This window comes from Ktedonobacter robiniae, assembly GCF_016587375.1.
Classification (GTDB): Bacteria; Chloroflexota; Ktedonobacteria; order Ktedonobacterales; family Ktedonobacteraceae; genus Ktedonobacter; species Ktedonobacter robiniae.
In genome coordinates this window covers 4,631,334-4,657,384 of sequence record NZ_BNJG01000001.1, presented here as the reverse complement: position 1 = coordinate 4,657,384, position 26,051 = coordinate 4,631,334, and the positions used below count along the sequence as shown (strand labels likewise).

Genomic DNA, 26,051 nt, shown 5'->3' with positions numbered 1-26,051 from the left:
TATAGATACACAACTATAGATGAGTATACCATAAACAAGGGAGCGGTGCGGCTGCTAGGAGTGGGGTCGAACCGTAAAGAGGGAGCAGTTTAGTTCGACATGCTCAGGTCGCGTCTGCTAAATGTCTGCCAACACCGTTAAATACTCATCGTAATGCGGTGGTAGCCAGTTCGTGGTTACTTTTGATACATGGAAGTCCACGAGGGTTGGCGCTTTCCCGTACACCTTGCCGATGTCTCGCAAGACCTCGATAATCTGCTCGTCCAGAGCCTCTGAACCATCTTCCGCTAGCTTCCAGGATTTTAGCGCTGCACTTCTAAACACTCTCATGTCCCTGCTCTCCTATTCGGTAGGTAGGTGATTCCATGTGACTGCTCCCATTCCTGCCGCCATGCAAGATAGAGAGCGTGTTTCCCGCCTTTGGGATTGATATAGGTGCGTCTGTAGTATTTGATAAGCTCTTTATCCATGCCCTCCGGCCACTGTTCGCCATCGTCCAGGTAGGCCAGGAGCAACACTTTCACCTCTTCGGGGGTGCGTTTTACTCGTTTGCTGGCCCCTGGTTCTGGCTCTCCGGTTGGGGCTGCGGCGTCCAAAGAGCTTTCGCTTTTTTTGATTGCTCGTCGAGCGCTGCTGCGATCTGTCTGGCGTCGATCTCGGCGGTGATCTGCGTTACTGGCTCGATGCGAGGGACCGGACGTTCGATGTGCTCTGTCACCTGGACGAACTGCTGGTTCATGAGGCGCTGCTGCGAAGACATCATCTGTGTCAGATTCTCGTTGATGTTCTTCATGAAGTCGAGCACCATCTGCTGTTGGGCCTCTGCCATGCTGTACTCGAAGTTTCGGCGCTGATGCTCCAGTTTCTTCTCGTGAGTCATGCCCTTGGAGGCGATCAGGAAGGTGCAGGAGAACTCCGCAACATGATAGGCGCTACTCCTTATAAGGAACAGAATGTCGTGTCCCTGAAATCCGTTCACTCCGACAAGCATCGAGAAGAGCGGCATCTTGTCTACTGCGCTGTCGTTCACCACCAGGCTCCCATTGGCGAGAGACATCTGGAGAAAGACGTACTGCGCTGTGAACGAGATGAAGGCAAGCGCCAGGCCAACGGCAAGTGAGGCTCGAAAGCCCTTCTTGTCTCCTGCTTTCAGTCGCAGGCTGGCGTTAAAGATCGCTGCCAGGGTAGCTGCTTCAATCGCGAAGCCCGATCCCCAGGCAATGAAGGTGCTCACATCCGTGAGGCTGAAGTCGTGGAAGCCCGCAAAGAAATACCCATTCGATATCGCGAGCAGGATACCGAGTGCGAATGGCACCAGTGTTGCAGTCCAGTTGACAAACGTGGATTTGACTGCGTCATGCTGGTCTGGTTGGGGCGGGGTGGTCTGGCCCGTGTTGACTGCTGGTGTCTGAGGTTGACTTCTCAGTGCATCCCATGCTGCTTTGAAGTTGAACATTAATTTTCCCCCTTGACACTCCCTGGTAATCTGGAAGTGTCGATTACGTCGACAAAGGGGAACAGGAACGAGTCGGATTGCTTCTGTTCCCCTTCTGCATGCCTGGAACTCGGTCTGGTCCGTGGGGTCTGGTCCTTCCGAGCAGCGTGTGGCCGGAGGATCAGTCCACCCAGGCGTCGAGAACAGGCGCTCTCTTAATCTTTAAGTACATCTATATTATACCACATCTGTCGATGTTTGCCCCACTTTTTCAGCCAATTTTTGTACTTCGAGAAAAACTCGTCAGATTGGTTTGTCTATGTTCAATCTATTGAACATGTTCAGTTGATTGAACGTCTAACGTTCAGTTGATTGAACGTCTATGTTCATTTAAATGAACGTCTAACGTTCAATAGATTGAACATGTTCAGTTGATTGAACGTCTATGTTCATTTAAATGAACGTCTAACGTTCAATAGATTGAACATGTTCAGTTGATTGAACGTCTATGTTCATTTAAATGAACGTCTAACGTTCAATAGATTGAACATGTTCAGTTGATTGAACGTCAATGTTCAGTTGATTGAACGTGGTTGTACGTACAGCAGCTCGACATATTTAGACAATAAATAAATAAAGAATAAATAAAGAGTTATGAAGGGGCTTTGCCCCTCTGGCTTCGCCATTCACCCCAACCTACGCTTCGCTTCGGTGCGAGAGAATTGATGGGTATTGGGGGAAATAATAGTAGTTTATTATTGTTTATCAGGCCGAAAAACTTTCGAAGTTGCGGGTTGATTTGAGAGAGCACTTCCTCTGCCTCGATTCGGGCCAAGCTCGGACCGGCGCAATGTGACCCTCTTGATCTAGGCTCGGCCCGCCTGGGGAGCCATCTCAGCCCACTAGAACAGAGTTAGAACAGCCAGACAGGGACAGACAGCCCTAGAACAGACGGTCTATTCATCCTCTCTTTTGCCCTCTATCGCTCTATTCTTCTCTCTATTCAACGGGGCAATAGACAGACAGAAAAGACAGACAGACACACCAGACAGACAGACAGAAAAGACACACCAGACAGACACACCAGACAGACAGACAAAAGATACAATCTTATCCTCTCTTAAGATAACGATAAATACACCCCCACAAAAAACACGCGATTGACAGAGGATGCTATACCCTATCCCTACCTACTCACTACCCATTGCTTACTACATACTCACTTGGTAACTCACTACAGCATGCTACCAGACAGACCACATGACGATGCTACCAGAGATGCATGCTATAGAGAGATGGCAACCCAGCATGCAAGCTATAAAGACGTATACATTTACAGCCTCACAGAGATGCTATAAAGAGACATCCCCTCATCAGTAGCGGGCAAGCTCTAAACAGCCTTACCACTTAAAAGACTTTCCATCCTTACAACAGGGTAAAGATATCACCCTTACCACTTAAAAGATTTATTCCCCCTTCCCCTTCAATTCAATCGCGGATCTTTTCACCCTAAACAATGCCACCAGCCCACCAGCCCACCAGCCATCCCCACCAGCCCACCAGCCCCAAACGGCCAAACAGCCTTGGGTTTTAGCGAGTATACGGGCAATAGATGCAGCCTTGCCGCGTCCCATAGCAGCGAACAAAGCAAAATCAAACGACTTTTTACCAATTTCCCACGAGTTTTAAAATTCGTTCAGCCCGCTCCCAGAGCCGCTCCAGACCACGTCGCCGCAACCAATTTGTCGAAACTTCGATATTGCCCACTTGACAGCCTTTGTTGATGTATGGCATACTTCAATCACCGCAAGGCGAGCGGCGAAATCGCCGAAACGAAAAAAACGAAATGGAGAAGACACAAAATGAAAAAACAGAAAGTCAACAGCAACACGGAGAAAACACAGGTTACCATCCAGGAAACCTTCGCGGCTATGAGCGAGATTCTACACGGCGACAAAGAGCCTAGCGTGCTTCTCGCCTTCTGGGCAAGCGCACTGAGCAAGCGTGTAAAACTGACCATCAACGGTGGCTATGTTCGCATCCTTGCTGAAAAATACCTCTTCAATGGACTGCCTGAGAATCAAGAAGAGCTGAAAGACGCGCTTGGGCGCAAGCCTGGGAACCGCTTCCCCTCCGGCCTGATGCAATCCCACATCGACTGCCTGTACGCACTGGAGAAACTGCACAAAGCTGGCGCACTGAACTTTGACGCTGGCGACACACTGGCTGAGCAGCAAGCATGGCGCGAAAAAATGGTCAACCTTATCCCTGGCATGGCTTGCAAGCTGGTATCCTGGGCACTGTTCATCTACAACCCTTTCTACACCAAACTACTGACCATCGATACCTGGCACTGCAAACGCCTGGGAATTGATCAGGAAAAACTGGCTGGCAAAACCAAAGCACAGGTTGCCTGCTATCTGGCGACTGAGAAGCGCATGCTGGCAGAATGCACTGCCCTTTATCCTGAGTACCCTCCAGTGGTCACTGCTGCAATGCTCTGGGAAAATGCCCGTATCGCTGGTGGTGAGTCTGACGGCCAAGCCTACACCAGCCACAAAGAGATTAGCTGCCGCTGGTACTAATCCCCAGGGGGCTAGTGGTAGCCTGTAGGGTTCGACTCCCTACCCCCCTTTTGCCAACTGGCATAAGTCAAAAATATTTCTGAACTGAGGAGAAAACACAATGAAAGTTCTAGTCCTAAATGAGCTATACCGCGATCTGAGCCAGTCTGGCGACACCGTCGATATCCAAGCCTTTGGCGCTGTTCTCTCTGTACTGAACGGCCATCCCGTCTCGGTCGCCCTGCGTGGCCTTAACGCTCAATTGAAAGCCTATCAGGACAAAGAACTGGCCTATGCGAATGGCGGTGCCACCTCGTCTCGTGAGCACTACCTTTCCTACTGTCACACGGTCAAACGCATTGCGCAATGCAAGCACCTAGTCGCCACCATCGAATACGCCAGCAAATAGTACCATAGTACCAATTATCGAAATGTCGACAAAAACACTTGACAACGGTTTGTCGAAATGTTAATGTTGACTTGGCGGGTGGAGGTAACGAGCCTCCACCGCCCACACAACGAACAGGAGAAGACACAATGAACATCAACGAACTTCACACCCTCTACACTGATCTGGCTGAGTATCACACTGAGGATACTGTCGAGCAGGAAGCCTATCGAGCCTGCGCCACTTTCCTGGAAAACTTTCACGGTACGCCGTTCATCCTGAGCGCCGAAAAAGCCGCCAAGCGTGTGATTGGGTGGGCCAAAAAGTCACTCAAAACTGAGTGGGAGACACTGCGCACGACAAAGGACGAGCATGAGCGCCACATCGCACTATTTAAAGTCCGCCGCTGCCAGACTCGCATCGCCATCTACACTGACTTCCTGGCAAATATCAAGCTGCTGACCACGACAGAGTGGGAGCAGCCAGCCCAGGAGCCTGCTGAGGAGCCTGCTGAGGTCATCGGCTACACAACGTGCGGCGTCGATGTCTGCCCGGTCTGCGCCGAGGCACACGGCTTTGACACTGACGGTGTCTGGACTCCAATTCTGGCGACTGACGGACGCCCAAAGCTCACAGCCTGCGCAGCCATCAATCACGGAAAGTAGTTTGACTAGTCGCGAGGGCTGGCCCTGGCTGGCCCTCCCTGGAGGATAGAAACATGAAACTGTACACATCAGTCGCCGCTCTTGTCGCCATCCTGGCCCTGGTCGCCTATCTGGTCTGGCCTCGCCCAGACTACAGCCTGGAACACTGGCGCGAGATTAGCCGCTACGCTGGCCCGGTCTGCCTTGTCACCCAGGATGGTCGCCACTGCGCGGATGGCGTCCAGTATAGCCGAGATGCCGAGATCGCTGGTGAGTCCTATCAGATCTGGCTAGGCTGCGAAGAATACCACAGCCCATACGACTGCCAACTGCTAAATAACTAAGTTTGTCTACCTATCCAACTAGATAGTTGACACATGTTTGTCGAAGTGTTAACATAGCAATGTCGATTGAGTTAATCGACGCACGAACAAGGAGAAGACACAATGAACTATCGCCAATTCGAGTCCAAGCTGGTCGAGATCATTCGCGATGGACACCAGCCAGTCGACCTGCGCCTGTCTGCCGCCACTGAGCTGCACAACCTGGAATGGGGTCTGAACCCCCACGAGATCATTTTCTGGCTGGAGGTGCGGCAATCCCGCGCCTTTACTGAAAGCGACATCGAAAAGCACGCCACTGTATCTGTACTGATCAACATTCTGGAGGGCTAAATCATGGGACCATTCAACCACTGGCACGAGAGCCTTGGCTTCTTCGCCTTCCCTGGCCTGTTCGTGCCTGCTGAGCGCACGCCAGACGGGCAGTACAGATATTTCAAAAATGGCCTTGGCTACACAGTCGAGAAGCCATCCCTGCCACAGTGTCTCGCCTTCCTGTCATCAGTCTATCTAGAGCGCACAAAGGAGAACTAAGCATGAGCAATGAGCAGATGTTTGCACTGGCCTGCAAAGCGATTGAGGCACTAGAGGACGACAAAGCCCTGTTTGTGCGCGGTCACAGCTTGCTAGACATTCGCATAAGCGGTGCCAAAGATGGCGGCATGATCTACAAATTTGAGCACAATCTCATTTTCTGGCCCGATGGCCGCTTTGAGCCTACGTTGTCTGACTGGAAAGAACTGGAGGTGCAACTGTGATTGTCGCATACAAATGGATGGGCCAGCACTGGTGCCCAGACTGCGCTCCACGTGAGGCAGACGCCGAGCCTATCTACAACGGTGACGACATGCCCACCCACCTGTGGTGTGCCCTCTGTCGCGTGGAACTGGAGGTGGTTTCACTGCGCTGTGCTGACTGCGCTGCTGGTCACTGTTTCGCGAATGAGCTGTTCCTGCCGCCTGTCCGGTTTATACCGAATAGCCCAGAGGCGTGGGCAGCGTTCTTCGAGCGCCAGGAGCGCCTACAAGCCTGGACCACTGAGCTATACCTGGCCTAGTACGTCATACTTAGTAGTCAAATTGCACAAACATAGACAAAGCAGGAGGAGCACGACATGTTCAACTTTCACCACCTGGGACCGATGACGACGCTACAAGAGACGCCAGACCGCCTCGTGCGCCAGTACCACCGTCCTGACCGTCCAAAGGTCGCCAAGCGCATCCAGGCTGACCGAGAAGCCCTGGCGCAGGCTGGTCTAGAGCTATGTGAGGCCACCTACACTGGTCACAAGTCCACCTACTGCCTAGTCGTCACCTTTAACCGATAGAGCGAGCGGTGCCGGGGAGCAATCCCTGGCACACCAAAGGCGGGTTGCAATGCAGATTCTTCGCAAGTCTGAGCGCGTGAAATACGAAACCTATGCGCAGGTGTATAACTGGCTCCCTGACGATGGCACCGAGGCTGGCTTCAGCTTTCCCTGTGACAAACACGGGAACTATCTCCTGCACGAGATGGGGGAAGAGGCTATCGAGAACCTGACCAAGTGCCAGGATGGAACATACGCAGTCAAGTACATGGGCATGCAGACCTACCACCACGCCTACACGGTGCCAGCCACCGGACGCTGTATTGACTGTGGCCGGGAGGTCGATCTGGCCTGCTCCACGAATGAATGCGACTGCGGGCGGCTTTACAATCTGTTTGGTCAACCTCTGACCACACGTCGCAACCGTTCGTACTATGACTACTAATCTGTGCAAAAGGAGACTGACATGATTGGAACAAAACTTTTCAGCATCATTGGTGTGCGCGTGCGCCGCAAAATCTACCACACGTCGTGCGCTCCAACTGGCACCGCAAGCCCTATTTTCGAGCCTGACGAGGGTGTTGAGACGCTCACCTGTGCCAAGTGCGACCAACCCCTGGTCGACCTGACTGCCGAGCCAGAGCTGGAGGAATATGAGGCAAACGCCTGCCTGTCCTGTGGCGCTCCACTCTCCGAGGCTGGTGCCATGTACTGTGACATCTGGTGTGAGGCAGCAGCCACCATAAATGGGCCGTTTTGAGGCTCAGGCGAGGCTCAGACCGTCTGCAATGGCTGAGATGTGCAGATTTATCGACTAATCGACATAGTGGCCTCTCAGCAGCGTCTCAAAGCTTCTACACAGCGATTGAATTGATATGACTGACTGAGTAACTAGTGTCAATCGCAGGTGAATGGCCGATAGGCCAGAGGGCGAAGCCCTTTATCTATCTATCTATTTATTGTCTAAATAAGTCGAGCTGCTGTACGGACAACTACGTTCAGTGAAATGAACATCAACGTTCAGTGTACTGAACATGTTCAGCAGAATGAACATAGCACGTTCAGTGAAATGAACATCAACGTTCAGTTGATTGAACATGCACGTTCACTGTACTGAACATCGACGTTCAGCAGGATGAACACCCTCATTCGCGGGGGTGGGGAACAGGAGAAGACACAACATGGAAACCGAGAAAATTATCAACAAGATCCGCAACCTGCTGGCCCTCTCAACCTCCAGCAACCCAAACGAGGCTGCACTGGCTGCTGAGAAGGCGACAGAGCTGCTCATGAAGTACAATCTGAGCCTGGAGCAGGTCACAGCCAAGAAGTCTGAGTACACGTGGTATGACCGCCCAGACTTCCCGAACACGAACTGGAAATTGGGCCTGTACACGATCCTGGCACGCACTAACCTCTGTCAGGTGATCTGGAATAGCCAGAAGCGCGTGGTCTATCTGGTCGGTCGCAAGCACAATATTGAGGTGGTTGAGTACCTCTACGCCTACCTGACACGCGCCATTGACCGTCTGGCCGATCAGGGATGGGAGGCGCACCAAGTCGCGTATCCCTACACACGGCAGACGGTACGCACGTTCAAAGGCGGCTTTCGTCTTGGTGCTGTGAAGGCGATCATCGAGCGTCTGAAGGCGTCTGAGCAGTCCCAGGATGGCGAGACGATGGCCCTGGTGGTGGTGAATGCCCAGGCACTTGACACTGAAGTCAAGCAGCGCTTTGGGAGCACCACACGAGGCAGAGCCATCAACATCGGCATGGGCCAGAGCGCAGTGAGGCAGGGATATGCATCTGGTAAAAACATCGCGATCAATCCTGGCCTGAGTGGGAGCCAGGCACGTCGCCAGATTAGCTAGACAGGCTGAGAAGGGTAGCCCGGTTGGCTGACTTCTCATCCTCCTGCTTGGCTGGCTCCATCATGTCCTTCTCCTGAAGGCCAGCAGATTGGAGCCACGCTCGCAGGCTGGTGCCAGGGTGCTGGCGAGCCTGTGACACGAGCTTGCCTGTCTGGATCTGCTCAATCTGCATGCGCCAGAGGTGGATATAATCGAGCGCAGCCTGGACGATGCCGATTTCGGCAGTGGGTGTGATCTTCCCGTAGCGCTTCTTGCAGGCTTCGGTGTAGGCGTCGCGGAAGTGCTCGAAGTGGGCCTGCTCCAGCTCGGTCATCCCGTCCAGGATCGCCTGCGGTACTGGTGGCATTTCGAGATTGGCTGGTCGGCCTCGGCCACGTTTCTTGGTTTCGCTGGCCTCAGACATGGGGGTGACGTTCATAGGGGGGTTTGAAGGTCGAGACATAATGTGGTATCCTTTGTGTTGAATGGTCTACTATTTACAGTATAGCAGATTTGTGGGATTTTGCCCCACTTGGAGGAGTGAAAATGCGAAAAGACATTCGTGCATTGCAGCATCTCGTCATCAACTACATGCGAGAGAACAAGTTGACCCAGGAAGAGTTTGCAAAGAGAGGTGCCCCAGAGCTGACTCGTGGCAAGCTCGGCTATCTCATTAATGGAAACGCCACCAGCATCGACATGGCGCTCCTGGCTGGCTACGCGCACGCCATGCACATCCCGTTCAATACACTGGCTGCTCAAATCGGTGTGGTTGGTGCCAGTGCTGCCACGACCCGCGAGGGACTGCTGCTGGCAGAGGCCCAGGAGATGGCCGAGAAGCTCGATGGCGTGGAGAAGCAGATCTATCTGGATGCACTTGAGGTGGCAATAGAACGGGCAAAAGCGAGTCTACGGGTTTAGCTGAAACATCGACAAATTGACCACAAACAGGGTTGCCTAATCCTCAAATCTTATGGTATACTTAGTAAGTCGGGTGGTGATGAGCCACCCCTACTAAAACCGATGAAATGCTGAAACTTCGACAAATCAAGTTGACAATGAAAATTCGAACACAGGAGAAGACACAATGAGCAACGAGTACGTACAGATTCAGAGCCGCCTCGCACAGCCCTTTGAGATTGAAAAGCTTGACTTTCGTGCTGGTGGCCGTGGTGTTGCCCTGGTGTACGTTGAGCTTTGGGAGTACTTCACCCGCCTCGACCAGGACGCGCCTGGAGAGTGGGAGCTTGGTGAGCCAAAGGTGATACAGGCGACTGAGTTCACGAACAAGGATGGCGAGCCTGTCAATCTGGTGTCCCTCCTGGTCCCGCTGACAATCGCTGGCAAGACCGTTCATGGCATCAGTGATCTGAAGTCGCCCACAGGTGCCTACGCGCAGGCAGTCAAACGTGCGGCTGCGGTGCATGGCCTGGGCAGGTATCTCTACTCCGCTCCTACCCTTGCGAACGCCTACCAGGGTTACAACCTCGTCGTTGACAAGAGTGTGCTCCTGGCTCAGTGCTACGCCGCATGGCAGTTGGAGCTTCCAGAGGGCTTCGAGATCAAAGAGGCTGCTCCCGCTCGGCCACAGTACCAGCAGGCAGGGGCACAGGCTCCACGTGAGCAGGCTCCCCGCCAGCAGCCAGTGCAGATCCCACAGGCGCAGGTACGCGCAAGTGGCAACGGCGATCAGAATCCCGCACAACATGCTGGCAAGATCTCCATCCCACAGGCTAAAAAGCTGTATACCGTAGGCATCACCGATGAGGACATCCTGGCGATGAACACGCAAGACGCTCGCAACGCAGTGAACGATGCCTTCGCAGGTGCCACTGCTGATGACATTCGTGCGAACTATCTCAGTGGTGCTCCTGCTCCGGTAGCTGCTGCTTCCGGTGGCCGCGCTCGATGGTAGGCTCGTTCAGTCGGGGGCTTCGGCCCCTGGCCCTTGAGAGGAGATGCGATGGAGATTTCGAGGGTCAAGTCGAGAGCCGCGCTGGCACTGGTCTTGCATCTGTATCTTAACGGTACAGCATCTCTGGCAGATGGTGAAGCCTGCGCTCTACTCGGAATCACGTCTCGCACATCGGTCTGGAGTGCTCGCAAAGAGCTTGTCGAGCTTGGGTACATCACTGCTGAGCGCAGCCCTTCTGGTTACGTCTATCGCCTGACTGAGCCTGTGTCCCAGGAGCCAGCGATAGAGCAGGAAGAGGAGCCAATCGAGATTGATCCTCTGGACAAACTGGCTGCTGATATCGACGCGATGGACGCCACTGGCACCGCACACCAGCCCTACAGCCCTGCTGGTAGACGCCGAATCAAGTTGATGGGTTTCATTGAGCGGGTGATGAACACAGTCCTCCCAGAAGAGAAGCCCTTCAAAGAGGAGCAGCGCAGAGCACTGGCTGCGGCAGCAGAGAAGAACACGGCAGCGGAGATGGGGCCAGCAATGCTACTTCTGACCATGATCCGGCGTTACTCGGTCGGCAACGTCGAGAAGTTTCGGCCTAATATGTTCGCCTACATCAACAAGATGGTCACGACTGAGGGCACCGAGGCAGCGCCGAAGCCACCACAACAGCAGCAGCAGCAGCAGCCTCGCCCGCCCTTCAAGAAGCCCTTCAATGGCAACGAGGATGGCCTCTCGGACGATGAGCTGCGCAAGATCCAGCTACAGCACATCGAGGCTGATCGAGTGAAGTATGCACATCTGCTCAAACTGCCGAGAAAGCGACCAAAGTGGCAACTAGAGGAGGGTGAGTGATGGTAAGCGACATTCAAGTCTTGCGCCAGGAGGAAGTCGCCGATAAGACGATAGCCCGCATCCGTGAGCGGTACATGAACCCAACGGACATCTGGGGATATTCCTGGGGTTTCGACCTTCTGGACAAAGAGACAGGAGGCATTCAGCACAAGGATGGGAACGGGGCAAACGAACTGACCATTCTGGCGGCGAGGAGTAATGCTGGTAAGTCATCCTTTGGGGTGTCGGTCGGGATCAGTGTCGCGGAGCAGTTCAAGGAGCAGTATCCCGGCCTCCAAGTCAGGATCATCACCCTTGAGATGGACGCAGACCAGATGCTCCAACGCCTGCTCGGCCAGCTTGCAGATGTGCCACTTCGGTCGCTGAACACAGGGCGAATGACTCCCGATGAGCTAAGGCGCATTGAGGCTGCACACCGCAAGCTCGCAAAGCTGCCAATTGCCTACGTGCAAGGGGGCAACGACATCGGGATGATCGAGGACTTCATCCGGCGGAAGGACGGGAAGAGCAACCAGTCGTGTGGGTTCTGGATTCTGGACCATGTTGGCATTGTGCCATCAGGTGTCGCCGACAGGACAGGCAACCACACCTTCGCTCTCGGCCAGATCTCGCGCCAGTTGCACGAAATCGCACGCCAGTATGCTCCTGGTCTGGTTCTGAGCCAGTTGAACCGCGAGAGCCTGAAACGCAAAGATCCGACACCGACGCTCACCGATATCTACCAGTCTGACAAGCTGGTACAGGACGCTGATAAGGTGCTCCTCCTCCATCGGCCTGAGATGTTCGAGGAGAGAGGTGATGTGGACGAGGAGCAGGACGAGCTGTCCTTCTGCATCGTCGGCAAGAACCGCAGTGGCCGCGCTGGCCGCAAATTACCAATGGCATTTAGCCCACGAGTAGCTCTCTGGGGTGATCTGCCAGTAGAAGGAGAGTTAGATGAGTAAATACTACGATGTGCGCTGTCTGGAGAGGGCAGTCGCCATTCGAGCGGTCTACCTTCTCTGGAAGAAGGGAGCCTGGAAGGAGCTTGATGAGATAGGGCTTGGCCGAGAGATCCAGGAGCCGTTTGAGGATGCAGAGGATCACCTGCCGGGGAGTCGACCAAGGACAGACGCGCAGACCGACGTATTTATGGCTGCTCTGCCCTTCCCCTTGCAAGAGCGTGTGAGGTTGGCAGCAGACTTGCTGGTCTTGAGTTACCGCCACATTTTTCAAGATGAGATCAAAGCAGACAGTTACCTAAAGGGAGACAGCTATGGGCGACCAGCAAAGGCGAGCCAAGAACCGAGGAAAGCAAAACGAGGTCGATCTCGCAGCCGATTTGCGTAGCCAGGGCTTCAGCAGTGCCAAACGTGTCCCACTTTCTGGAGCACTTCAGGATATGCCAGGGGATGTCATGGTGGAGGAATTAGCACTCCTCGTGGAGGCTAAAGTGTACCAAACCCTGGATATAGACGGGGCCAGGTACTTCAAAGTCGATCTCAACTGGTTGTGGAAAGTTCTCGACGAGGCCAAGCGAATCGGCTGGCGAAACGGATGTGTCATCATTCGCGGGAAGCGTCTCCATCGTCGTGCAGTTCTGATGGATTATGCCGAGTATCTCGCACTTGTGAGCGATGCTGAAACATATCGAAACATGTTGAGAAACTAGATCTTCCGTAGTTGAATACCTTCGGGTACTATTGGGAAAGGAAACGCGATTGTACACGTTGGAGTTGGTCGCTCTCCTACTCAAGAACCTCGAAGGCAGCTCTCTTGAGGAGCGCGTCGACCTGGGGCATGCTGTCAAGATCCTCAGTCAAGAGGATAAACACTTTCTCAGCTTTGTCGTCCAGGGGTGTTCGCTCCGAGAAGCGGGTCGCCGCTCTGGCAAACCCTCCCACACCGAGAGGCGTTACCAGCGCATCTGTCGCCAAGTATCGACGTTCTTGAATGGGGGAAAAGCGTGATGAGTTGGATAGCCTTACACGGACCTATAGCCAGTGGCAAATCAACCCTGGCGAGAGAGATGCAGGACACACACCTTTGGGTAAACTTCACAGACCTCTTGAAGGAGAAGGCATGCATGGCTCTCTACCCGTATCGTCCGACAACAGTGCGCGAAATCCATCTAAACAAGGAAGTCTACCGACCTTTTATCCAAGCGTTCGGTTCTCTGATCGGGTTTAAGGATGATCCCAAGTTTATCCATGAAGCACTTCAAACATGGTACGAGCGCGGCCAGCCCGATTGTACGTTTGATAACGTGCGGTCTATCTCGCAGGCTATGACGCTCAAGGCACTAGGGTTCAAGATCGTGAGGTTAGATGCCCCGGCAGTGCTCCTGGCAACCAGGACGACTGCGACTGAGGAGAGCAAGACTCACGACATCGAGACACCCCTGCCCGACCATCTGGTTGACGTGACTCTGGACGCATCAAAACCTCTCGCGGAGCTTATACGGCAGGTGCGTGCCCTATGAGAGACTGTAGTAATTGTAATCAGCCTGTATGGCGAGAGGGACAAGACGGGCGCGGTATAGCGAACCGTCGTATGTGTAGAAAATGTTGGGCTAATCTTTTATACGAGTGCCAGCAGCAGAAAGCACTACCACGCCACCTCCGGCGCACGCTCAAAGAGCTTGCCACGGCCTACGGTGTGTCTCTGCCAGCTCTCACTCAAAAATTACACTATCTTATCGAAGAAGGGATCAGATAATCATGGGCAAAGATCAATATCTTTCAGAGATCGACGCAGCATTCGGTGGTTGGGAAGCAGAAGACTTCACTATTCGCCACAAGATCCGCGAGACTCGCATCCTCATCGCGAGTGACGCTCATCTCCCTTACGTGGATCGCGGTCTATTAGCACAGATGCGCAGAGCCATCCATCGCTACAACATCCGCTGTGTTGTGTGGTTAGGGGATCTCTTCGATATGCATAAGTTCTCAAGCTACGGGCAGACCGACTACAGCCTGACCTGGAACAAGGAGAAGGAGATTGCCACCAACATCATCGGGCGTATTGCCGCTGACCTGCGAGAGAATGATGGCTACCAAGTCATCAGCAGAGGAAACCACGATTATCGGTGGATTAAGAAGCTCGGCGACCACGAAGGCATGATGGGTCTGGTGTCCAGCATCTCCCCTGAGTTGGGCGTCCTCCTCAGCAAAGGTGAGATCATCGTCTCCGACAACCCAACGCTTGAAGGTGTGCCCGACGCGAATGGCAAAATGACATGGTTGTTCACACACCCGGCGCAGTTCAAGCAGCCGTTTGGAACACCCTCGCAGATGGCCCTGATGGAGCAGATGAATGTGGCGTCAGGACATGCACACCACTTCGGCATCACTCGCGACCCGTCGAATAAGTTCTGGTCGGTGGAGACTGGTGGCCTGTTCCTGGATAAGAGCTTTGAGTACGTCCAGCGCAACCCCAGCACGATGAGGCGCATGGTGTCAGGCTTCTGGGTGATCCCAGGACTCGATGAGATGCCTCTCGGCTTCACCAACTTCGGCGACACCTCCAAAGGTGGTGACAATGAGTGATGAGGAGAGGGCACTACTGGTCGATGCGCTCACACGAGAAGCAGCAGAGACACTCCTAGAGCAGCTCAGAATACAGGTCGTGATGGGGCTTCGGCCCCCCGACCTCGACCTGAAAGTGGCGGAGTATGCGTGCAGCCAGTTAATGAGGAAAGGGATAGAACATTGCAGACTCAATTAGAGAACTACACACTGATTGATGATGTGGAAGACCTTATCCAGATGATTGAGCGCTACGTCTCTCGCCCACAGCTTCCGGTCGCGTTCGATACCGAAACCACTGGCCTCTCCTTCATGGATGACCGCCTCATCCTGCTCCAGTTCATGCAGTTTGGCGGCTACATGCCAGTGATCGTCGATGTCAGGTCGTGGAACCGCGATACGTTCCGCTACGCTGGTCAGTCCCTCCAGGAGCTTTTCGACAACCTCCAGATCGTCGGGATGAATCTCTCCTTTGACTGGAAGTTTGTACGGCGTTCGCTCGGTGTCAAGATTGCGAAGTGCTACGACGTGATGCTGGCCGAGCAGGTGATCCACGGTCTAGGTAAGACGGGTGGACGTGCGAAGGGTGTTGAGTTCAACCTCAAGGCCATCGCTGGTCGCTACGGTCTACCAGTCTCGAAGGAAGAGCGCAACATCTTCATCGGGATGCACAAGAACCCAGAGCTGTGGAGTGCTCCCTTCACACACGAGACGCTCAATTACGCGGCCCAAGATGTCGAAGTGTTGGAAAAGATCGTCGACAAGCAAAGCTTGAAGCTTCGAGATTTAAAGCTCGGTCATGTCTTAAACCTGGAACATCGCGCTCTCCCTGCTATAGCGAGCATCGAGTACAACGGCATCCACGTCAACGAAGCTGGCTGGCGCGAGGTCATCGACGAGAAAGTCCAGCTTGCCAGTGAGCTTGAGGGACAGGCGATTGAGGTCTTTGGTGAGGCCATCGTCAAGGCTCGCGCTGACAGATACCGCTCTCAGCAGAGAAAGTACAAAGCCTGGAAGCAAGCCCTGGAGTTAGAAAAAGAGAAAGTCAAGGCAGCGTTCGAGGCGACTGGTCAGGAGAAAGGCTGGGGTGAGTTTAAGAAGCAGGGTATGAAGGAGTTCCGCGAGCTGTATCCCAACCCTGGTACACCAAAGTTGCCCAGTCATTCGCCCTATGCTGAATGGTTGACCGAGCGAGCGAAGCGCTATAAGAGCGTGGTAGAGCAGTATCAGGCAGAAGAGCGTGAGATCAGCCTGGATGAGTACACAGCGGTCATGATGGACACCTGGGACGCGACACACCCGAAGCCAGATGAGGATGACTACCTCAACGACCTGCACAAGAACCGCAATCTCTGCTACGAGCCAATCAACCTGGGCAGTGTGCCACAGATGCTCGATGCATTCAAGGAGCTGAAGATACCGCTCCAGAGCACCAGTGCCGATGCCCTGGCAGACCTGCCTGAAGGGATGTATCCAGAGGTAGACCTGCTCAAGGGATGGCGAGCGGCACAGATGTTCCCGGTGAAGTTCGGAGACAATCTGCTCGCCAAGATCCACCCACTCACGAAACGCATTTATCCAAGCGCTCACCAGATCGGAGCCGACACCGGGCGCAGCAGCTTCTTTGATCCACCCTGGCAGCAGATCCCAAGTAAGACGATAGACGGGAAGCGCCTGCGGGCCTGCGTGACAGCGATGCCTGGTAATGTCCTGCTCACGTCGGACTATCCGAACATTGAACTAAGAATCCTGGCAGACCTCTCCGGCGACAAGACGATGCTCAAGTTCTTCGCCGATGGTGTGGACCTGCACTCGGCCACCGCTCGCATGATGTTTGGGCTGCCGGACTCGGTGGATGTGAAGGAAGCCTGCGTGCCGGGTACGGGCGTGAGTTATCGGCAGGTTGCGAAAACCATCAACTTCGGTCTGGTCTACGGTATGAGCGCCGCCAAGCTGGGTCGCACCTTGAAGATCACCAAGGAGAAGGCGCAAGAGCTGATGGATAAGTACTTCCAGCTCTACCCAGGCGTCGTGACTTGGTTGAGGCGACAGAGAGCACTTGGCACCAGTCAGCTCTTCTCGACAACGGTGGCTGGTCGCAAGCGGTTCTTTGGCCCACTGCCAGATCGGCACTCACCAGACTATAACAAGATCCGTTCGATGATCGAGCGTCGAGCCTGCAATAGCCCAATTCAGGGAAGCAGTGCCGACATCACCAAGCTGGCTCTGGCCCTCGCCTATGAGCGCCTGCCAGAAGATGCGGATATCGTGGCTGTGGTGCATGACGAGATCGTGGTCGAGTGTCCTGAGCGCATGAAGAACCAGTGTGCAGCCATCCTGGCGCAGGCCATGAAGGAGAGCTGCTTGAAGTACCTGAAGCGGGTATACATCCCAGACTTTGAAGTAGCGATCAGCAGCCATTGGGAGCACTAAGATGACACTTACGAAAGAACAGCAACAGGGCGTTCGCAAGCTCTATGTAGCAGGTGAGTGCATACACGTTATTGCAGAGTTATACGGCGTGAGTTACGAGCAGATTATGGACATCATCCTGGGAGGGCAGAGCAAATGAGGATCGATATAGCACTTGAGGATGTGCAGGTTGATCGTGAGCAGAAAGAACACGAGCCAGTGCTCGGTCGCTGCGACATCTGTAGGAAGGCTGATGCCGGATGGACAATGAAGTTCAATTGGGTACGCAATAAGTTCTACATCGTGCCCTCCCTGATAGCCTACGCCTTCATCTGTGAGGACTGCCACACCAACATGGACACTACACGCGAGGTAGTACGACAGCACCTTGAGCAGCAGGCAAACTACCGGGCAGACCAGTATCGCCGGAACATTGTTGAGATGATGGAGTTTGAGGACCGTAACGCGGTGGAGGTAAGCGAATGAGCTTATCACTACTAGGCGTCACAGAAGTGAATCCAGACCACGTGAAGCTGGAGGCGACCTACGACATCCCTAAAGGCGTCAAGTGTTGGTGCTCCGTTTGCCACAGCAATATGGCAGACAAGGATCTGTACTACTCCTGGGAACCACGGTATTGTCTTGTGATGGATGGCGTGAGAGTGTCTGCTTGTTACATGTGTCTGAAGACGGAGAAGCCGAGGGAGCACGCCATTTACCACATCAGGGAGAAAGCGAACAGGATAGGCTGGCGACAAGTATAGGAGGTGCATCATGGCTCGTTTCGACATCACGACCTGCGACATCAGGAGGGCAGCGTTGCCGGAGGGGGCAATCCCTCCCTACGCGACGAACCCCCTACTGATTAAGTGCCCAAAGCACCAGGACGACTCGGAGAGCCTGTGCATCTATCCAGACCATATCCACTGCATGGGTTGTTCCTTCCGTATCCAGAAGCGCATGGATGCCCTCGCGTGGCTCCTGGGACTGAACACCTGGAAGGATGCCCTGGCGGTTGCTCCCAAGTATGTGTTCCTGACAGAGACAGAGCGACAGGCAGCACAACAGAAGCAGAGGCCGAGACGGGCACCAACCCTTCGAGACATCCAGATCTACGAGAGCATCCTGGCCGACGTGTGCTCCGACCGCAAGGTCTGGTTTCACTCGCGTGGCCTCTCCGATGAGACGATCAGGACTGCTCGCCTGGGACACAACGGTGCAGCCTTCGTGATCCCGGTCTTCGATGGGAAGCTTGAGCCTGTGACGCTGCGCTACCGAAATGATGAAGAGATATGCGGAAAGTATGAGGACGAGTATGACGAGGAGGGTGAGCTTGTTAAGTCACGGAAGATCCCGAAGTATCGAGGCTGGACAGGGTGCAATGAGTCAACCCTCTACCCGGCCTGGAAGTTCGAGCGCGACAGACGAGATTATGTCGTTCTTGTCGAAGGAGAGCTGGATGCGCTTCTTCTCTGGCAACACGGAGTACCTGCTGTCACGGCCACGAACGGAGCCAAAAAGCAGGGACTTGTACTGGATCTTCTCAAACGGTTCTTCGATGGGATTTCAATCAATCCGCGACGCCGCCCCTCACTTAAAAGGATTGTCATTTGTGGTGATAGAGACGAACCAGGAATAGACGCAGCAAGAAAGTTATTCGAGCGAGCGAAGCAAGAATACGAAGAAGTGGTATGGCTCCAGTGGCCTGCCGAGCTTGGTAAAGACATATCCGAAGTCATGCAGAAAGGTTATACATTCAATGACATCTACGAGCAATACGGGTTCGATGAAGAAAGTACGCCTCCAGGCGATCCCACTGGATCAGCAGGACACGATACTCATGCCAGCAACGAAGATACCACCAACGGGAGCGGCGATGGAGGTAATGGTGAACACCTTCCTCCACCACGTGGACCAGAAGAGCCAGGAACCCTTTGCTTACGCGAATATCTACCACTCGCGTCATGACAACTATCGCGTTGAGCTTGAGTGCAGTTGCGGTTGCAACCATCGCTTTGTGCGCAATGTGGACCACATCGCCAAGGCATGGCAAACCGTCCACGTCATCAACGAGATCTGCGTTGAAACCACCATCCTCCCTCGCTTTGTAAGGATCGACTAATGGCATATAAAGGCATAATTTGTGACGCAGCAAGGAAGCTCAAGCGTGTATCGATGACTCGCCAGGAATGCGATGTATGTGTGCAAGATCCCGCTCATCCTTGTCCGTTCAATGGCAAGATGCTGCGAATGATGTGGGGCGATGGAGATCGCGAGCCAGGACGACAGACCTTCTCACCTACCCGGCTGATGGGATGCCCAAGATCGAAGTACCTGGATAAGAATCAGTATCCCCAATACCTTGACCCCTACAAGAAATGGAATGCCCTGCGCGGCACGATGGCTCACGGTTTCTTCGAGACTGCGCCACTGGCCCCAGGTGTTGAGTTTGAGATTACGGAGGAACGCCTTGAGACGATGGTTGAGACGGCCTATGGTCCACAGAAGTTCGTTGGTAAGCCTGATTTGGTGGAGGTTCTCTTTGTCGATGAAACAAAGATTGTGGTCAAGCTCACCGACTGGAAGAGCACCAAGGAGGTAGGCCACGACTTTATCGAGGCGAAGGAAGATCACCAGAAGCAGGTAAACATGTACCAGTACCTCCTGGCTCGGTGCCTCCCTGAGTACCTCGGTCGCCCTGATATCGAGGTGATAGTCGATGAGTTAGAGATCGTGTACTTCGACATGGGCAAGGTCAGACGCTTCACAAGCAAGTGCGACCTCATCGACCGTGGCAAGATGCTCACTCCCCGCTCTGCTGGCCGCTACGCCGATCTCGCCCTGGCCCAGATGCAGTTGAAGAGTATGGACTTCATGGAGGACTTCATCAGAACATTGATCGAGGACGCGATTGACGCGAGAGAGAATCTGGCTCCTGCTTATGAGGGTGATAAAGCGAGGCTCTGCCCCTACTGCCCTTTTCAGATTGAATGCGTAGCTCTCCAGAAGGAAGGAAGATAGATGCTTAACTTTGTCAATGTACTCATTGCCCTGAGCTTTTCCTGGTTATACATCTGGGTGGCCCTCATATTAGTCCAAACAGGCAACCCACCCTTACAGGCGGCTGGCTACCTGGGTCTGCTGGTCCTGGCGGTTGGAGTGCTCAAGGAGGTAAAGGTATGAAACTTGCTGGCGGCTGTGTCCTGGTCTTGTGGCTTATCTTCGTATGCTTTGATGCTGCGGTGGTGCTCGTGCTTTTGTACTATGTTATTCGCTACTTACTCACCCACTAGGAGGCGCTCATGTGCGGGTGTCTCGCTCGCTTCGTTGGTTATCCGCTTGGTTTGCTGTCGGGATACGTCCTGGCAGCAGACACGCCATACTACTGGCTTGGTTTGGCACTTGTACTCTTCGTCACCATATTCGCTGGATTTGAATACTTTACTACTGATTGGAGGCAACTATGAAGATTTGGTTTCAGGCCAAGGGTGCTGACATCCTGGCGTTTATCGGGGTAGTGATCGGTATTGTGCTGCTGTTTGGCGCTGTGTCGCTCGCTGCATTGGCTCTGATCCACACCAACAACCTGTGGCTACAGACAATAGGAGTGCTGCTCCTGATGGCAGAGTTTGCAGCGTTTCTCGTGCTCGTGAGTAAAGATTAGGGCAGACGGTGAACAGGAGAAGACACAACTCAACTTCCGAATCCCGTGTGCCCAACACCGTATTATAGCACGCCTCTTGCTTGGGATCTAACCCAGGCAAGTAGGTAGTGTTCACCCGCACAGATGGTTATACCCCTTGCTTATTGGGAATAGATCAGGTAAAATAGACAGGAGTATTGACATGGCTCGATACTGGATTATCTCGAACACAGCCACAACATACGAACTACCATCAGACATGTTCGAGAAGTTTTGCACCATGCTGTGCATTTTTGAAGCTGATTTACGGAGTATTATGCATGGAAGAGCAGCAGAAGAAGACCAGAAGAACGAACCGATACGAGAAGGTCGAGCGGAAGGAGGAGACGAATAACTACAGTGCACCTAAAGTGCCACAGAGCGCGATGATTGGTGTCTACCCGCGCCAGTCCACTGGTAAGCAGTTGGGTAACACAAGCACACAGATCCAGCACGACATCGTTGGACTCACCACACGGTACGGGTGGAAGGAGGAGAACCTTGTTCTCTACGACGAGGATGCGGTGGTGTCTGGCAAGAAGCGTATGGATGAGCGCAAGGGCTTCACTCGTATGCTCAACGACATTATCACCGAGCGTATCAAGGCTATCTTTGTGGTAGATGTTGATCGCCTCTTCCGTGACAAGTGGGGTACTGAGTATAGCAAGTTCATGGAGATTTGCGACAAGTACAATGTGCTTGTTATCACACCCGACATGGTGTACGACTTTTCTATCGATTGGCACGTCGATATGTTCCGTGAGCGTTGTAAGAGTGCTGCGGCCTACCTCAAATATCAGATTGAGCGGCGACTGAATGGTGGTAAGAGGTATCTGTGGCAGCGTGGTGTGTACCTGGGTAATTCCATTCCTGTTGGCTATCTCATTGACCAGGACAAGAGGAGTAAGGACTACCGCAAGTTTGTGCCCTACCCGCCACATGCAGAGATTGTCAAGGGGCTGTTCGAGCGGTTCTACGAGCTAGGCGGCAACCTTGCACAACTCTGGCAGGAGGTCCAGGTGAAGTCGGTGGTGTTCCCTGACTTTGATGAGAGCGTGCCGGAGGATCTGGTGAAGCGCTGCGCACTACGCAAAGTGGAGGGCGGTTATAGCATCTCCTATACCGGGCTTCGCCGCTTGCTCTGTCGCGAGGTCTATGCAGGCTATCTTTCGTTTGACGGGATCACGCATGAGGACCACCACGACGCCATCGTAGAGTCCAGCCTGTTCTTCTATGCCTTCGAGCGTCTCTCCCCACACAAGATGGATGGTAGCGCCAACACAGAGGTTGTACTGAGGAAACATGCGCGGTACACGAAGCGTGAAGGCGGCACCACTGCCCTCCTCAAGGAGATTATCACAACCTCAGAGGAAGGCAAGGAGGTGTACACCACGCCCATTCGCCACCGTGAGTACTACACGATCCGCGCACCACAGCACGACGTTTCCTCCTACAAAGCCCACATATCAGTGAAGGATGCAGACGATGTCTTTACAGATGTGCTCTTAGAGGTAGCCTCCCTCACGCCAAGAGTTGAAGAGTACCATGAATACGCCAAGAACCTTCAAACCATGTATGAGCAGGCAGAGAAGAGTCGCATCGAGCAGCTAGAGGCCACCAGGAGGCACATCACCGGACTGAAGGAGAAGCTGGCGCGACTGACGAACCTGGACCTGATTGGGACGATTGAGGAGGCATACACCCACGCACAGGAGGAAGAGAAGCGCCTCAAGCAGCCGACGCCTGGAGCAGCCGCCGTAGAGAAGGCGATGGAAGTAGCAGAGATGCTTCATAACCTTAAGAAGAACTGGACTTCCATCGAACACGAACACCGCGTCAACTTCGTCAAGCTGGTCACCAAAGAGGTGGTACTCGACCTTCTCTCGCCCAATATTTTCAAGCTCACGATTCGGTGGGCTGCACCTACCTGGGGAGAGATAGTTGTGGGTGGTGAACGATCAGGGAAGATAGCGAACCCATACTGGACTAAAGAAGAGCTGGAGATCCTGCACAATCTCCCATCCACACTCACGGCTGAAGAGATCATGCAGGCACTCCCCAAGCGCTCATTCGTGGCTATTCGGGGGAAGGTGTGGGATCTTGATCTTCCACTTCCGGCCATTCGTAAGGACGCCGTACCCCATTCCCTGGCTGGAGGATGTTGGGAAGATATTGTTGTACGAGAGCGGTTCGACTCACTTCTATGTTGTAACCCTGATCGCGCATCCAGGTGTCGTTAAACTGCTTGGTCAGGTAGCCACGACCCGTGTCAGGGAGCAACACGACCAGCACATCCTGGGGGGTAAGACGCTTAGCATAGGTCATAGCCGCCGCCAGGGCCGTGCCCCCCGAGCCACCAACCAGGATACCCTCCTCGCGTGCCAGGCGCCTGGCCCAGTAGAACGAGGTACGGTCATCAACACGAATCACATCGTCGACAACAGCGGTATCATAGTTACGCGGGAACATATCCATGCCGATACCTTCGACCTTGTAGGGCCTGGGGGTATCGCCCGAGTAGACCGAGCCTGGAGGGTCCGCGCCAATGATTTTGATCTGTGGATTCTGCTCTTTGAGATAGCGGCTGGTCCCAGAAATAGTTCCACCTGTGCCGATGCCCGCGACGAAAGCCGTGATCTTGCCCGCCGTATCGCGCCAAATCTCTGGGCCCGTAGAGCTATAGTGCGCCGCTGGATTGGCAGGGTTCGAATACTGGTCGGGACAGCACGCGCCCGGAATCTCCTTCGCCAGGCGATAGGCGACATTTTTGTAGTACTCTGGCGAGTCATGGGTAACGCTGCTCGGGCAGATCACAACCTCCGCGCCATACGCGCGCAACAGGCTTCGCTTCTCCTCGCTGGCCTTGTCGGTCATGACGAAGATGCAGTGATAGCCTTTGATCGCCGCCGCGATTGCCAGGCCATGCCCGGTATTACCGCTCGTTGGCTCGACAATCGTCCCACCTGGACGCAGCAGGCCCTGCTGCTCGCAGTACTCGATCATCGCCGGGCCAATGCGATCCTTCACGCTCCCACCCGGATTAAAAAACTCCACCTTCGCCAGTACCATCGGCGGCACATCGCTTGCGATGCGCTTCAACTGCACCAGCGGCGTATTCCCGATCCCCTCTAATAGCGAATCGTAATAACGCATATTCCCCTCCCTCAAGGGAGCCTCATCCTTATTGGTTTCTATCATTTCGACCTCGTCGATGTACAAATGACGACACAGCGAAACGCGGACGACACGAGGACATGGCGGGATAAAGCGCGTGAGATCAACGGCGATTCCACTTCGAGGCCCCGCAGCTTAGCCAACCCTGGCCCTTACAATCTCCCTGTGTCAGCGTCAAAACAAGCATACAGATGTAATGTCGTCAGAACTGATAAGACATTACAGTGTATGTCACGTTTCCACAGTATAACACAAACCTTCCCGCGACTACACTACGCCCCTCTACCCCTGGACCTGCGGCGGCAGTTCCTGTCCTTCTGATGCATATGGCTCTACTGGCTGCTGTTCGCGCTCTTTTGCGCTCCGATCCAGGCCCTGCCCCTGGTACCCACCATCGTAGCCCGCCAGTGGCTGCTCGTCCCAGGCCGACTCCTTCGGCTGGGGCATCCCTGCACCAGGTATCTTCCGCATATGCTCCAGTTCGAGCCTCAGGCGCAGTTCCTCGTTCTTCTTCTCTTGCATCTTTAATCGGTGATCAAACATTGAGCGCACAATGCCCGTAATTGAGCCACCGAAAATAAACAAGAAGATCATAATTACCCAGATATTATCAAAGAATGTTTTCAATAGTTCGTTCAACATGCTTCTCTTCCTCTCAGCAGAAACAATAACTACCTTTCGAAAACCTGAGCGCGGAGCGCTAGCCGCGAGAGCGGCGTTGGTTTTCGTATAAGAAGTACAGCCCTCTCTTAAAGAACGCGCCCTGACTCTTCTTTTAAAATACACAAAAATGCCAGATTTCCCAGTTTGGCTTAGCCGAACTGGGGAATCTGGCATTTTTCTATTTCACGTGTACAAACATGTGATACCATTGCGCTCCATAGAGGAACTCGAATACAATCGCCACCAGGCTGGTCATCAGCCCCAGGCCACGTCCACGCGCGCCTTTGTTCCCTATAATGGTCGTTCCCAGTGCCGCCAGAATCCAGATAACTGCCGTCAAGCCCGCGATCACCAGGAAACCATTGCTCAGCCAGGCCAGGTTCTCGCTGACCAGGGCGTACCAATCCTTAGGGAGCGCTTTCGTCGTATTTGTGGTATACAAACTGAGCGCGCCGGTCGCCACCGTCGCGAGCACAAAGAAGAGGCCGATCAAGAGGCCCTGCCCATAGTCGAGCATGAAGCGTGCCAGTTTGAACCTGAACAACTTCTCACGCTGCCAGCGATACTTGTTCAGCGGGTCCAGCCTGCTAAATAAGACGGCTCCAAATAAAGCTATAGCATACACAAGAATGCCAAGCACAATTATGCCCCAGAATTTGACCATTGCTCTCGCTTCCTTTGCACATTTTTATCTGCTTACTCATGCGCATCTACCTGCATATTCAACGCTATTCCTCTCCTCAATCGCCACCACCCGCCATTTCTAGCGCCAGGGTTCATACCGATGCGATTGTATCATAAAATCGATATTTACTGATACCATACCTGACCATCGCTCCTTTGTACCTGAAATTACTCACAATTGTATTGACATTCCACTACACTTCTGCTATCTTAGAAACACAAACATTCTTGAAATCAGGATATATGTCGCGGGTCATGGAGACGTGTGCGACCCAAACGGCACACGTTTCCATAAGCTTTATGGGAGGCGAGAATACATTGACCATCTCGTGCAGACTACGCTTGCTTTTGGCAAGGGCAAATGTAGAGCGAGCAAAAGAGGGCCTGCCCCCCTTGAGCCTGCGCCGCCTGGCTCAGGAAAGCGGCGTCTCGTTGAGCGTCCTGGCCGCGCTTCATCGTGGCCAGAGCCGGCGCGTTGACTATACCACCATCGATCAGCTACTCAACTACTTTAATCGCTATTTCGGTGTGACGGTCAATGATCTCCTCACCTGGGAACACGCCCTTCAGGATGAGGTCCCTCTCACCCTCGATGCGAGCCGAGGACGCGCCACCTGACAAGGCTTTCCATGCCTTCC

General features: G+C 53.7%; 36 protein-coding genes and 1 pseudogene. 29 read left to right on the top strand and 8 right to left on the bottom strand.

What is annotated here, in order from left to right:
• Positions 1-117: 117 nt before the first annotated feature.
• The 3 genes from JMJ04_RS19480 to JMJ04_RS19470 are packed head-to-tail and all read right to left on the bottom strand — an operon-like array spanning position 118 to position 1,456.
• A complete protein-coding gene (locus tag JMJ04_RS19480; protein ID WP_201372090.1) occupies positions 118-330 on the bottom strand; it encodes a hypothetical protein in 213 nt (70 codons plus the stop codon).
• Positions 327-596 carry a hypothetical protein gene (locus JMJ04_RS19475; RefSeq protein ID WP_201372089.1) on the bottom strand — a complete coding sequence of 90 codons (270 nt, stop codon included), beginning with the start codon at positions 594-596 and terminating at the stop codon, positions 327-329. Before JMJ04_RS19475 ends, JMJ04_RS19480 begins: the two co-directional genes overlap by 4 nt.
• Positions 542-1,456, bottom strand: a complete 915-nt coding sequence (locus JMJ04_RS19470; protein ID WP_201372088.1) for a hypothetical protein — start codon at positions 1,454-1,456, stop codon at positions 542-544. The genes JMJ04_RS19475 and JMJ04_RS19470 overlap by 55 nt, the downstream gene beginning before the upstream one ends.
• 1,841 nt (positions 1,457-3,297) lie before the next feature.
• On the opposite strand from JMJ04_RS19470, the gene JMJ04_RS19465 reads away from it, so the two are divergent.
• The 12 genes from JMJ04_RS19465 (at position 3,298) to JMJ04_RS19410 (ending at position 8,549) form a co-directional block, all read left to right on the top strand.
• Positions 3,298-4,020 (top strand): hypothetical protein, encoded by a 723-nt coding sequence (locus tag JMJ04_RS19465; protein WP_201372087.1) that lies wholly within the window; start codon positions 3,298-3,300, stop codon positions 4,018-4,020.
• A 100-nt stretch (positions 4,021-4,120) separates the two neighbouring features.
• Entirely contained in the window at positions 4,121-4,408 is a 288-nt protein-coding gene (locus tag JMJ04_RS19460; protein WP_201372086.1) for a hypothetical protein, read from the top strand.
• 128 nt (positions 4,409-4,536) lie between these two features.
• Positions 4,537-5,052: a hypothetical protein gene (locus JMJ04_RS19455; protein WP_201372085.1), complete on the top strand. Its 516-nt coding sequence runs from the start codon at positions 4,537-4,539 to the stop codon at positions 5,050-5,052.
• Between the two features lie 53 nt (positions 5,053-5,105).
• Positions 5,106-5,375, top strand: a complete 270-nt coding sequence (locus JMJ04_RS19450) for a hypothetical protein (protein WP_201372084.1) — start codon at positions 5,106-5,108, stop codon at positions 5,373-5,375.
• A 102-nt stretch (positions 5,376-5,477) separates the two neighbouring features.
• Entirely contained in the window at positions 5,478-5,705 is a 228-nt protein-coding gene (locus tag JMJ04_RS19445) for a hypothetical protein (protein WP_201372083.1), read from the top strand.
• A 3-nt stretch (positions 5,706-5,708) separates the two neighbouring features.
• A complete protein-coding gene (locus tag JMJ04_RS19440; RefSeq protein ID WP_201372082.1) occupies positions 5,709-5,906 on the top strand; it encodes a hypothetical protein in 198 nt (65 codons plus the stop codon).
• A 2-nt stretch (positions 5,907-5,908) separates the two neighbouring features.
• Positions 5,909-6,130, top strand: a complete 222-nt coding sequence (locus tag JMJ04_RS19435; RefSeq protein ID WP_201372081.1) for a hypothetical protein — start codon at positions 5,909-5,911, stop codon at positions 6,128-6,130.
• A complete protein-coding gene (locus JMJ04_RS19430) occupies positions 6,127-6,429 on the top strand; it encodes a hypothetical protein (RefSeq protein WP_201372080.1) in 303 nt (100 codons plus the stop codon). The genes JMJ04_RS19435 and JMJ04_RS19430 overlap by 4 nt, the downstream gene beginning before the upstream one ends.
• A 57-nt stretch (positions 6,430-6,486) precedes the next feature.
• On the top strand, positions 6,487-6,699 hold the full coding sequence (locus JMJ04_RS19425; RefSeq protein ID WP_201372079.1) for a hypothetical protein: 213 nt from the start codon (positions 6,487-6,489) through the stop codon (positions 6,697-6,699).
• Positions 6,700-6,748: 49 nt separating this feature from the next.
• Positions 6,749-7,123, top strand: a complete 375-nt coding sequence (locus JMJ04_RS19420) for a hypothetical protein (protein WP_201372078.1) — start codon at positions 6,749-6,751, stop codon at positions 7,121-7,123.
• Positions 7,124-7,144: 21 nt separating this feature from the next.
• Complete coding sequence (locus tag JMJ04_RS19415; RefSeq protein ID WP_201372077.1) at positions 7,145-7,438, top strand: hypothetical protein; 294 nt, start codon at positions 7,145-7,147, stop codon at positions 7,436-7,438.
• Between the two features lie 421 nt (positions 7,439-7,859).
• Positions 7,860-8,549 (top strand): DUF2786 domain-containing protein, encoded by a 690-nt coding sequence (locus tag JMJ04_RS19410; protein ID WP_201372076.1) that lies wholly within the window; start codon positions 7,860-7,862, stop codon positions 8,547-8,549.
• Here the strand turns inward: JMJ04_RS19410 and JMJ04_RS19405 are convergent.
• Complete coding sequence (locus JMJ04_RS19405; RefSeq protein WP_201372075.1) at positions 8,542-8,991, bottom strand: hypothetical protein; 450 nt, start codon at positions 8,989-8,991, stop codon at positions 8,542-8,544. The genes JMJ04_RS19410 and JMJ04_RS19405 overlap by 8 nt on opposite strands.
• 83 nt (positions 8,992-9,074) lie before the next feature.
• Between JMJ04_RS19405 and JMJ04_RS19400 the strand changes: the two genes are divergently transcribed.
• The 6 genes from JMJ04_RS19400 (at position 9,075) to JMJ04_RS19375 (ending at position 12,943) form a co-directional block, all read left to right on the top strand.
• Positions 9,075-9,449, top strand: coding sequence for a hypothetical protein (locus JMJ04_RS19400; RefSeq protein ID WP_201372074.1), 375 nt, complete (start codon positions 9,075-9,077; stop codon positions 9,447-9,449).
• A gap of 166 nt (positions 9,450-9,615) precedes the next feature.
• Entirely contained in the window at positions 9,616-10,443 is an 828-nt protein-coding gene (locus tag JMJ04_RS19395) for an RAD52 family DNA repair protein (protein ID WP_201372073.1), read from the top strand.
• A gap of 48 nt (positions 10,444-10,491) precedes the next feature.
• A complete protein-coding gene (locus tag JMJ04_RS19390) occupies positions 10,492-11,292 on the top strand; it encodes a hypothetical protein (protein ID WP_201372072.1) in 801 nt (266 codons plus the stop codon).
• Positions 11,292-12,236 (top strand): DnaB-like helicase C-terminal domain-containing protein, encoded by a 945-nt coding sequence (locus JMJ04_RS19385; protein ID WP_201372071.1) that lies wholly within the window; start codon positions 11,292-11,294, stop codon positions 12,234-12,236. Before JMJ04_RS19390 ends, JMJ04_RS19385 begins: the two co-directional genes overlap by 1 nt.
• On the top strand, positions 12,229-12,621 hold the full coding sequence (locus JMJ04_RS19380; protein ID WP_201372070.1) for a hypothetical protein: 393 nt from the start codon (positions 12,229-12,231) through the stop codon (positions 12,619-12,621). Before JMJ04_RS19385 ends, JMJ04_RS19380 begins: the two co-directional genes overlap by 8 nt.
• Positions 12,548-12,943: a hypothetical protein gene (locus JMJ04_RS19375; protein ID WP_201372069.1), complete on the top strand. Its 396-nt coding sequence runs from the start codon at positions 12,548-12,550 to the stop codon at positions 12,941-12,943. Before JMJ04_RS19380 ends, JMJ04_RS19375 begins: the two co-directional genes overlap by 74 nt.
• Before the next feature lie 76 nt (positions 12,944-13,019).
• Here the strand turns inward: JMJ04_RS19375 and JMJ04_RS19370 are convergent, their stop codons facing one another.
• A complete protein-coding gene (locus JMJ04_RS19370) occupies positions 13,020-13,208 on the bottom strand; it encodes a hypothetical protein (RefSeq protein WP_201372068.1) in 189 nt (62 codons plus the stop codon).
• Between the two features lie 149 nt (positions 13,209-13,357).
• On the opposite strand from JMJ04_RS19370, the gene JMJ04_RS19365 reads away from it, so the two are divergent.
• The 10 genes from JMJ04_RS19365 (at position 13,358) to JMJ04_RS48730 (ending at position 23,132) form a co-directional block, all read left to right on the top strand.
• A complete protein-coding gene (locus JMJ04_RS19365) occupies positions 13,358-13,753 on the top strand; it encodes a hypothetical protein (RefSeq protein WP_201372067.1) in 396 nt (131 codons plus the stop codon).
• A 238-nt stretch (positions 13,754-13,991) separates the two neighbouring features.
• A complete protein-coding gene (locus tag JMJ04_RS19360) occupies positions 13,992-14,819 on the top strand; it encodes a metallophosphoesterase family protein (protein WP_201372066.1) in 828 nt (275 codons plus the stop codon).
• 162 nt (positions 14,820-14,981) lie between these two features.
• Complete coding sequence (locus JMJ04_RS19355) at positions 14,982-17,231, top strand: DNA polymerase (protein ID WP_201372065.1); 2,250 nt, start codon at positions 14,982-14,984, stop codon at positions 17,229-17,231.
• Between the two features lies 1 nt (position 17,232).
• Positions 17,233-17,370 (top strand): helix-turn-helix domain-containing protein, encoded by a 138-nt coding sequence (locus JMJ04_RS19350; RefSeq protein WP_201372064.1) that lies wholly within the window; start codon positions 17,233-17,235, stop codon positions 17,368-17,370.
• Complete coding sequence (locus JMJ04_RS19345) at positions 17,367-17,696, top strand: hypothetical protein (RefSeq protein WP_201372063.1); 330 nt, start codon at positions 17,367-17,369, stop codon at positions 17,694-17,696. Before JMJ04_RS19350 ends, JMJ04_RS19345 begins: the two co-directional genes overlap by 4 nt.
• A 288-nt stretch (positions 17,697-17,984) precedes the next feature.
• On the top strand, positions 17,985-19,178 hold the full coding sequence (locus JMJ04_RS19340) for a toprim domain-containing protein (protein WP_201372062.1): 1,194 nt from the start codon (positions 17,985-17,987) through the stop codon (positions 19,176-19,178).
• Positions 19,179-19,331: 153 nt separating this feature from the next.
• Positions 19,332-20,231, top strand: a complete 900-nt coding sequence (locus JMJ04_RS19335) for a PD-(D/E)XK nuclease family protein (RefSeq protein WP_201372061.1) — start codon at positions 19,332-19,334, stop codon at positions 20,229-20,231.
• The gene (locus JMJ04_RS19330) at positions 20,232-20,393 is read left to right on the top strand and encodes a hypothetical protein (protein ID WP_201372060.1); all 162 of its coding nucleotides are present in this window, start codon (positions 20,232-20,234) and stop codon (positions 20,391-20,393) included.
• Positions 20,394-20,673: 280 nt separating this feature from the next.
• On the top strand, positions 20,674-20,874 hold the full coding sequence (locus JMJ04_RS19325) for a hypothetical protein (protein ID WP_201372059.1): 201 nt from the start codon (positions 20,674-20,676) through the stop codon (positions 20,872-20,874).
• 299 nt (positions 20,875-21,173) lie between these two features.
• A complete protein-coding gene (locus tag JMJ04_RS48730) occupies positions 21,174-23,132 on the top strand; it encodes a recombinase family protein (protein ID WP_201372058.1) in 1,959 nt (652 codons plus the stop codon).
• Here the strand turns inward: JMJ04_RS48730 and JMJ04_RS19315 are convergent.
• The 3 genes and pseudogenes from JMJ04_RS19315 to JMJ04_RS19305 form a co-directional block, all read right to left on the bottom strand.
• Positions 23,101-24,045, bottom strand: a pseudogene (locus tag JMJ04_RS19315) (PLP-dependent cysteine synthase family protein); the annotation flags it as partial. The gene JMJ04_RS48730 and the pseudogene JMJ04_RS19315 sit on opposite strands and share 32 nt — an antisense overlap.
• Positions 24,046-24,348: 303 nt before the next feature.
• Positions 24,349-24,708: a hypothetical protein gene (locus JMJ04_RS19310; RefSeq protein WP_201372057.1), complete on the bottom strand. Its 360-nt coding sequence runs from the start codon at positions 24,706-24,708 to the stop codon at positions 24,349-24,351.
• Between the two features lie 199 nt (positions 24,709-24,907).
• Positions 24,908-25,393: a hypothetical protein gene (locus JMJ04_RS19305; protein ID WP_201372056.1), complete on the bottom strand. Its 486-nt coding sequence runs from the start codon at positions 25,391-25,393 to the stop codon at positions 24,908-24,910.
• Positions 25,394-25,668: 275 nt separating this feature from the next.
• On the opposite strand from JMJ04_RS19305, the gene JMJ04_RS19300 reads away from it, so the two are divergent.
• The gene (locus JMJ04_RS19300) at positions 25,669-26,031 is read left to right on the top strand and encodes a helix-turn-helix domain-containing protein (protein WP_236038080.1); all 363 of its coding nucleotides are present in this window, start codon (positions 25,669-25,671) and stop codon (positions 26,029-26,031) included.
• Positions 26,032-26,051 lie beyond the last annotated feature (20 nt).

Bases quoted from the DNA above. Each gene is read 5' to 3' on its own strand.
- JMJ04_RS19425 (WP_201372079.1), top strand. From the start codon at position 6,487: ATGTTCAACTTTCACCACCTGGGACCGATGACGACGCTACAAGAGACG.
- JMJ04_RS19405 (WP_201372075.1), bottom strand. From the start codon at position 8,991: ATGTCTCGACCTTCAAACCCCCCTATGAACGTCACCCCCATGTCTGAG.
- JMJ04_RS19440 (WP_201372082.1), top strand. From the start codon at position 5,709: ATGGGACCATTCAACCACTGGCACGAGAGCCTTGGCTTCTTCGCCTTC.
- JMJ04_RS19435 (WP_201372081.1), top strand. From the start codon at position 5,909: ATGAGCAATGAGCAGATGTTTGCACTGGCCTGCAAAGCGATTGAGGCA.
- JMJ04_RS19360 (WP_201372066.1), top strand. From the start codon at position 13,992: ATGGGCAAAGATCAATATCTTTCAGAGATCGACGCAGCATTCGGTGGT.
- JMJ04_RS19345 (WP_201372063.1), top strand. From the start codon at position 17,367: ATGAGGATCGATATAGCACTTGAGGATGTGCAGGTTGATCGTGAGCAG.
- JMJ04_RS19330 (WP_201372060.1), top strand. From the start codon at position 20,232: ATGCTTAACTTTGTCAATGTACTCATTGCCCTGAGCTTTTCCTGGTTA.
- JMJ04_RS19480 (WP_201372090.1), bottom strand. From the start codon at position 330: ATGAGAGTGTTTAGAAGTGCAGCGCTAAAATCCTGGAAGCTAGCGGAA.
- JMJ04_RS19310 (WP_201372057.1), bottom strand. From the start codon at position 24,708: ATGTTGAACGAACTATTGAAAACATTCTTTGATAATATCTGGGTAATT.
- JMJ04_RS19450 (WP_201372084.1), top strand. From the start codon at position 5,106: ATGAAACTGTACACATCAGTCGCCGCTCTTGTCGCCATCCTGGCCCTG.
- JMJ04_RS19470 (WP_201372088.1), bottom strand. From the start codon at position 1,456: ATGTTCAACTTCAAAGCAGCATGGGATGCACTGAGAAGTCAACCTCAG.
- JMJ04_RS19385 (WP_201372071.1), top strand. From the start codon at position 11,292: ATGGTAAGCGACATTCAAGTCTTGCGCCAGGAGGAAGTCGCCGATAAG.
- JMJ04_RS19465 (WP_201372087.1), top strand. From the start codon at position 3,298: ATGAAAAAACAGAAAGTCAACAGCAACACGGAGAAAACACAGGTTACC.
- JMJ04_RS19415 (WP_201372077.1), top strand. From the start codon at position 7,145: ATGATTGGAACAAAACTTTTCAGCATCATTGGTGTGCGCGTGCGCCGC.
- JMJ04_RS19300 (WP_236038080.1), top strand. From the start codon at position 25,669: ATGGAGACGTGTGCGACCCAAACGGCACACGTTTCCATAAGCTTTATG.
- JMJ04_RS19395 (WP_201372073.1), top strand. From the start codon at position 9,616: ATGAGCAACGAGTACGTACAGATTCAGAGCCGCCTCGCACAGCCCTTT.
- JMJ04_RS48730 (WP_201372058.1), top strand. From the start codon at position 21,174: ATGGAAGAGCAGCAGAAGAAGACCAGAAGAACGAACCGATACGAGAAG.
- JMJ04_RS19460 (WP_201372086.1), top strand. From the start codon at position 4,121: ATGAAAGTTCTAGTCCTAAATGAGCTATACCGCGATCTGAGCCAGTCT.
- JMJ04_RS19380 (WP_201372070.1), top strand. From the start codon at position 12,229: ATGAGTAAATACTACGATGTGCGCTGTCTGGAGAGGGCAGTCGCCATT.
- JMJ04_RS19445 (WP_201372083.1), top strand. From the start codon at position 5,478: ATGAACTATCGCCAATTCGAGTCCAAGCTGGTCGAGATCATTCGCGAT.
- JMJ04_RS19365 (WP_201372067.1), top strand. From the start codon at position 13,358: ATGGCTCTCTACCCGTATCGTCCGACAACAGTGCGCGAAATCCATCTA.
- JMJ04_RS19335 (WP_201372061.1), top strand. From the start codon at position 19,332: ATGGCATATAAAGGCATAATTTGTGACGCAGCAAGGAAGCTCAAGCGT.
- JMJ04_RS19390 (WP_201372072.1), top strand. From the start codon at position 10,492: ATGGAGATTTCGAGGGTCAAGTCGAGAGCCGCGCTGGCACTGGTCTTG.
- JMJ04_RS19340 (WP_201372062.1), top strand. From the start codon at position 17,985: ATGGCTCGTTTCGACATCACGACCTGCGACATCAGGAGGGCAGCGTTG.
- JMJ04_RS19455 (WP_201372085.1), top strand. From the start codon at position 4,537: ATGAACATCAACGAACTTCACACCCTCTACACTGATCTGGCTGAGTAT.
- JMJ04_RS19350 (WP_201372064.1), top strand. From the start codon at position 17,233: ATGACACTTACGAAAGAACAGCAACAGGGCGTTCGCAAGCTCTATGTA.
- JMJ04_RS19305 (WP_201372056.1), bottom strand. From the start codon at position 25,393: ATGGTCAAATTCTGGGGCATAATTGTGCTTGGCATTCTTGTGTATGCT.
- JMJ04_RS19420 (WP_201372078.1), top strand. From the start codon at position 6,749: ATGCAGATTCTTCGCAAGTCTGAGCGCGTGAAATACGAAACCTATGCG.
- JMJ04_RS19410 (WP_201372076.1), top strand. From the start codon at position 7,860: ATGGAAACCGAGAAAATTATCAACAAGATCCGCAACCTGCTGGCCCTC.
- JMJ04_RS19325 (WP_201372059.1), top strand. From the start codon at position 20,674: ATGAAGATTTGGTTTCAGGCCAAGGGTGCTGACATCCTGGCGTTTATC.
- JMJ04_RS19375 (WP_201372069.1), top strand. From the start codon at position 12,548: ATGGGCGACCAGCAAAGGCGAGCCAAGAACCGAGGAAAGCAAAACGAG.
- JMJ04_RS19400 (WP_201372074.1), top strand. From the start codon at position 9,075: ATGCGAAAAGACATTCGTGCATTGCAGCATCTCGTCATCAACTACATG.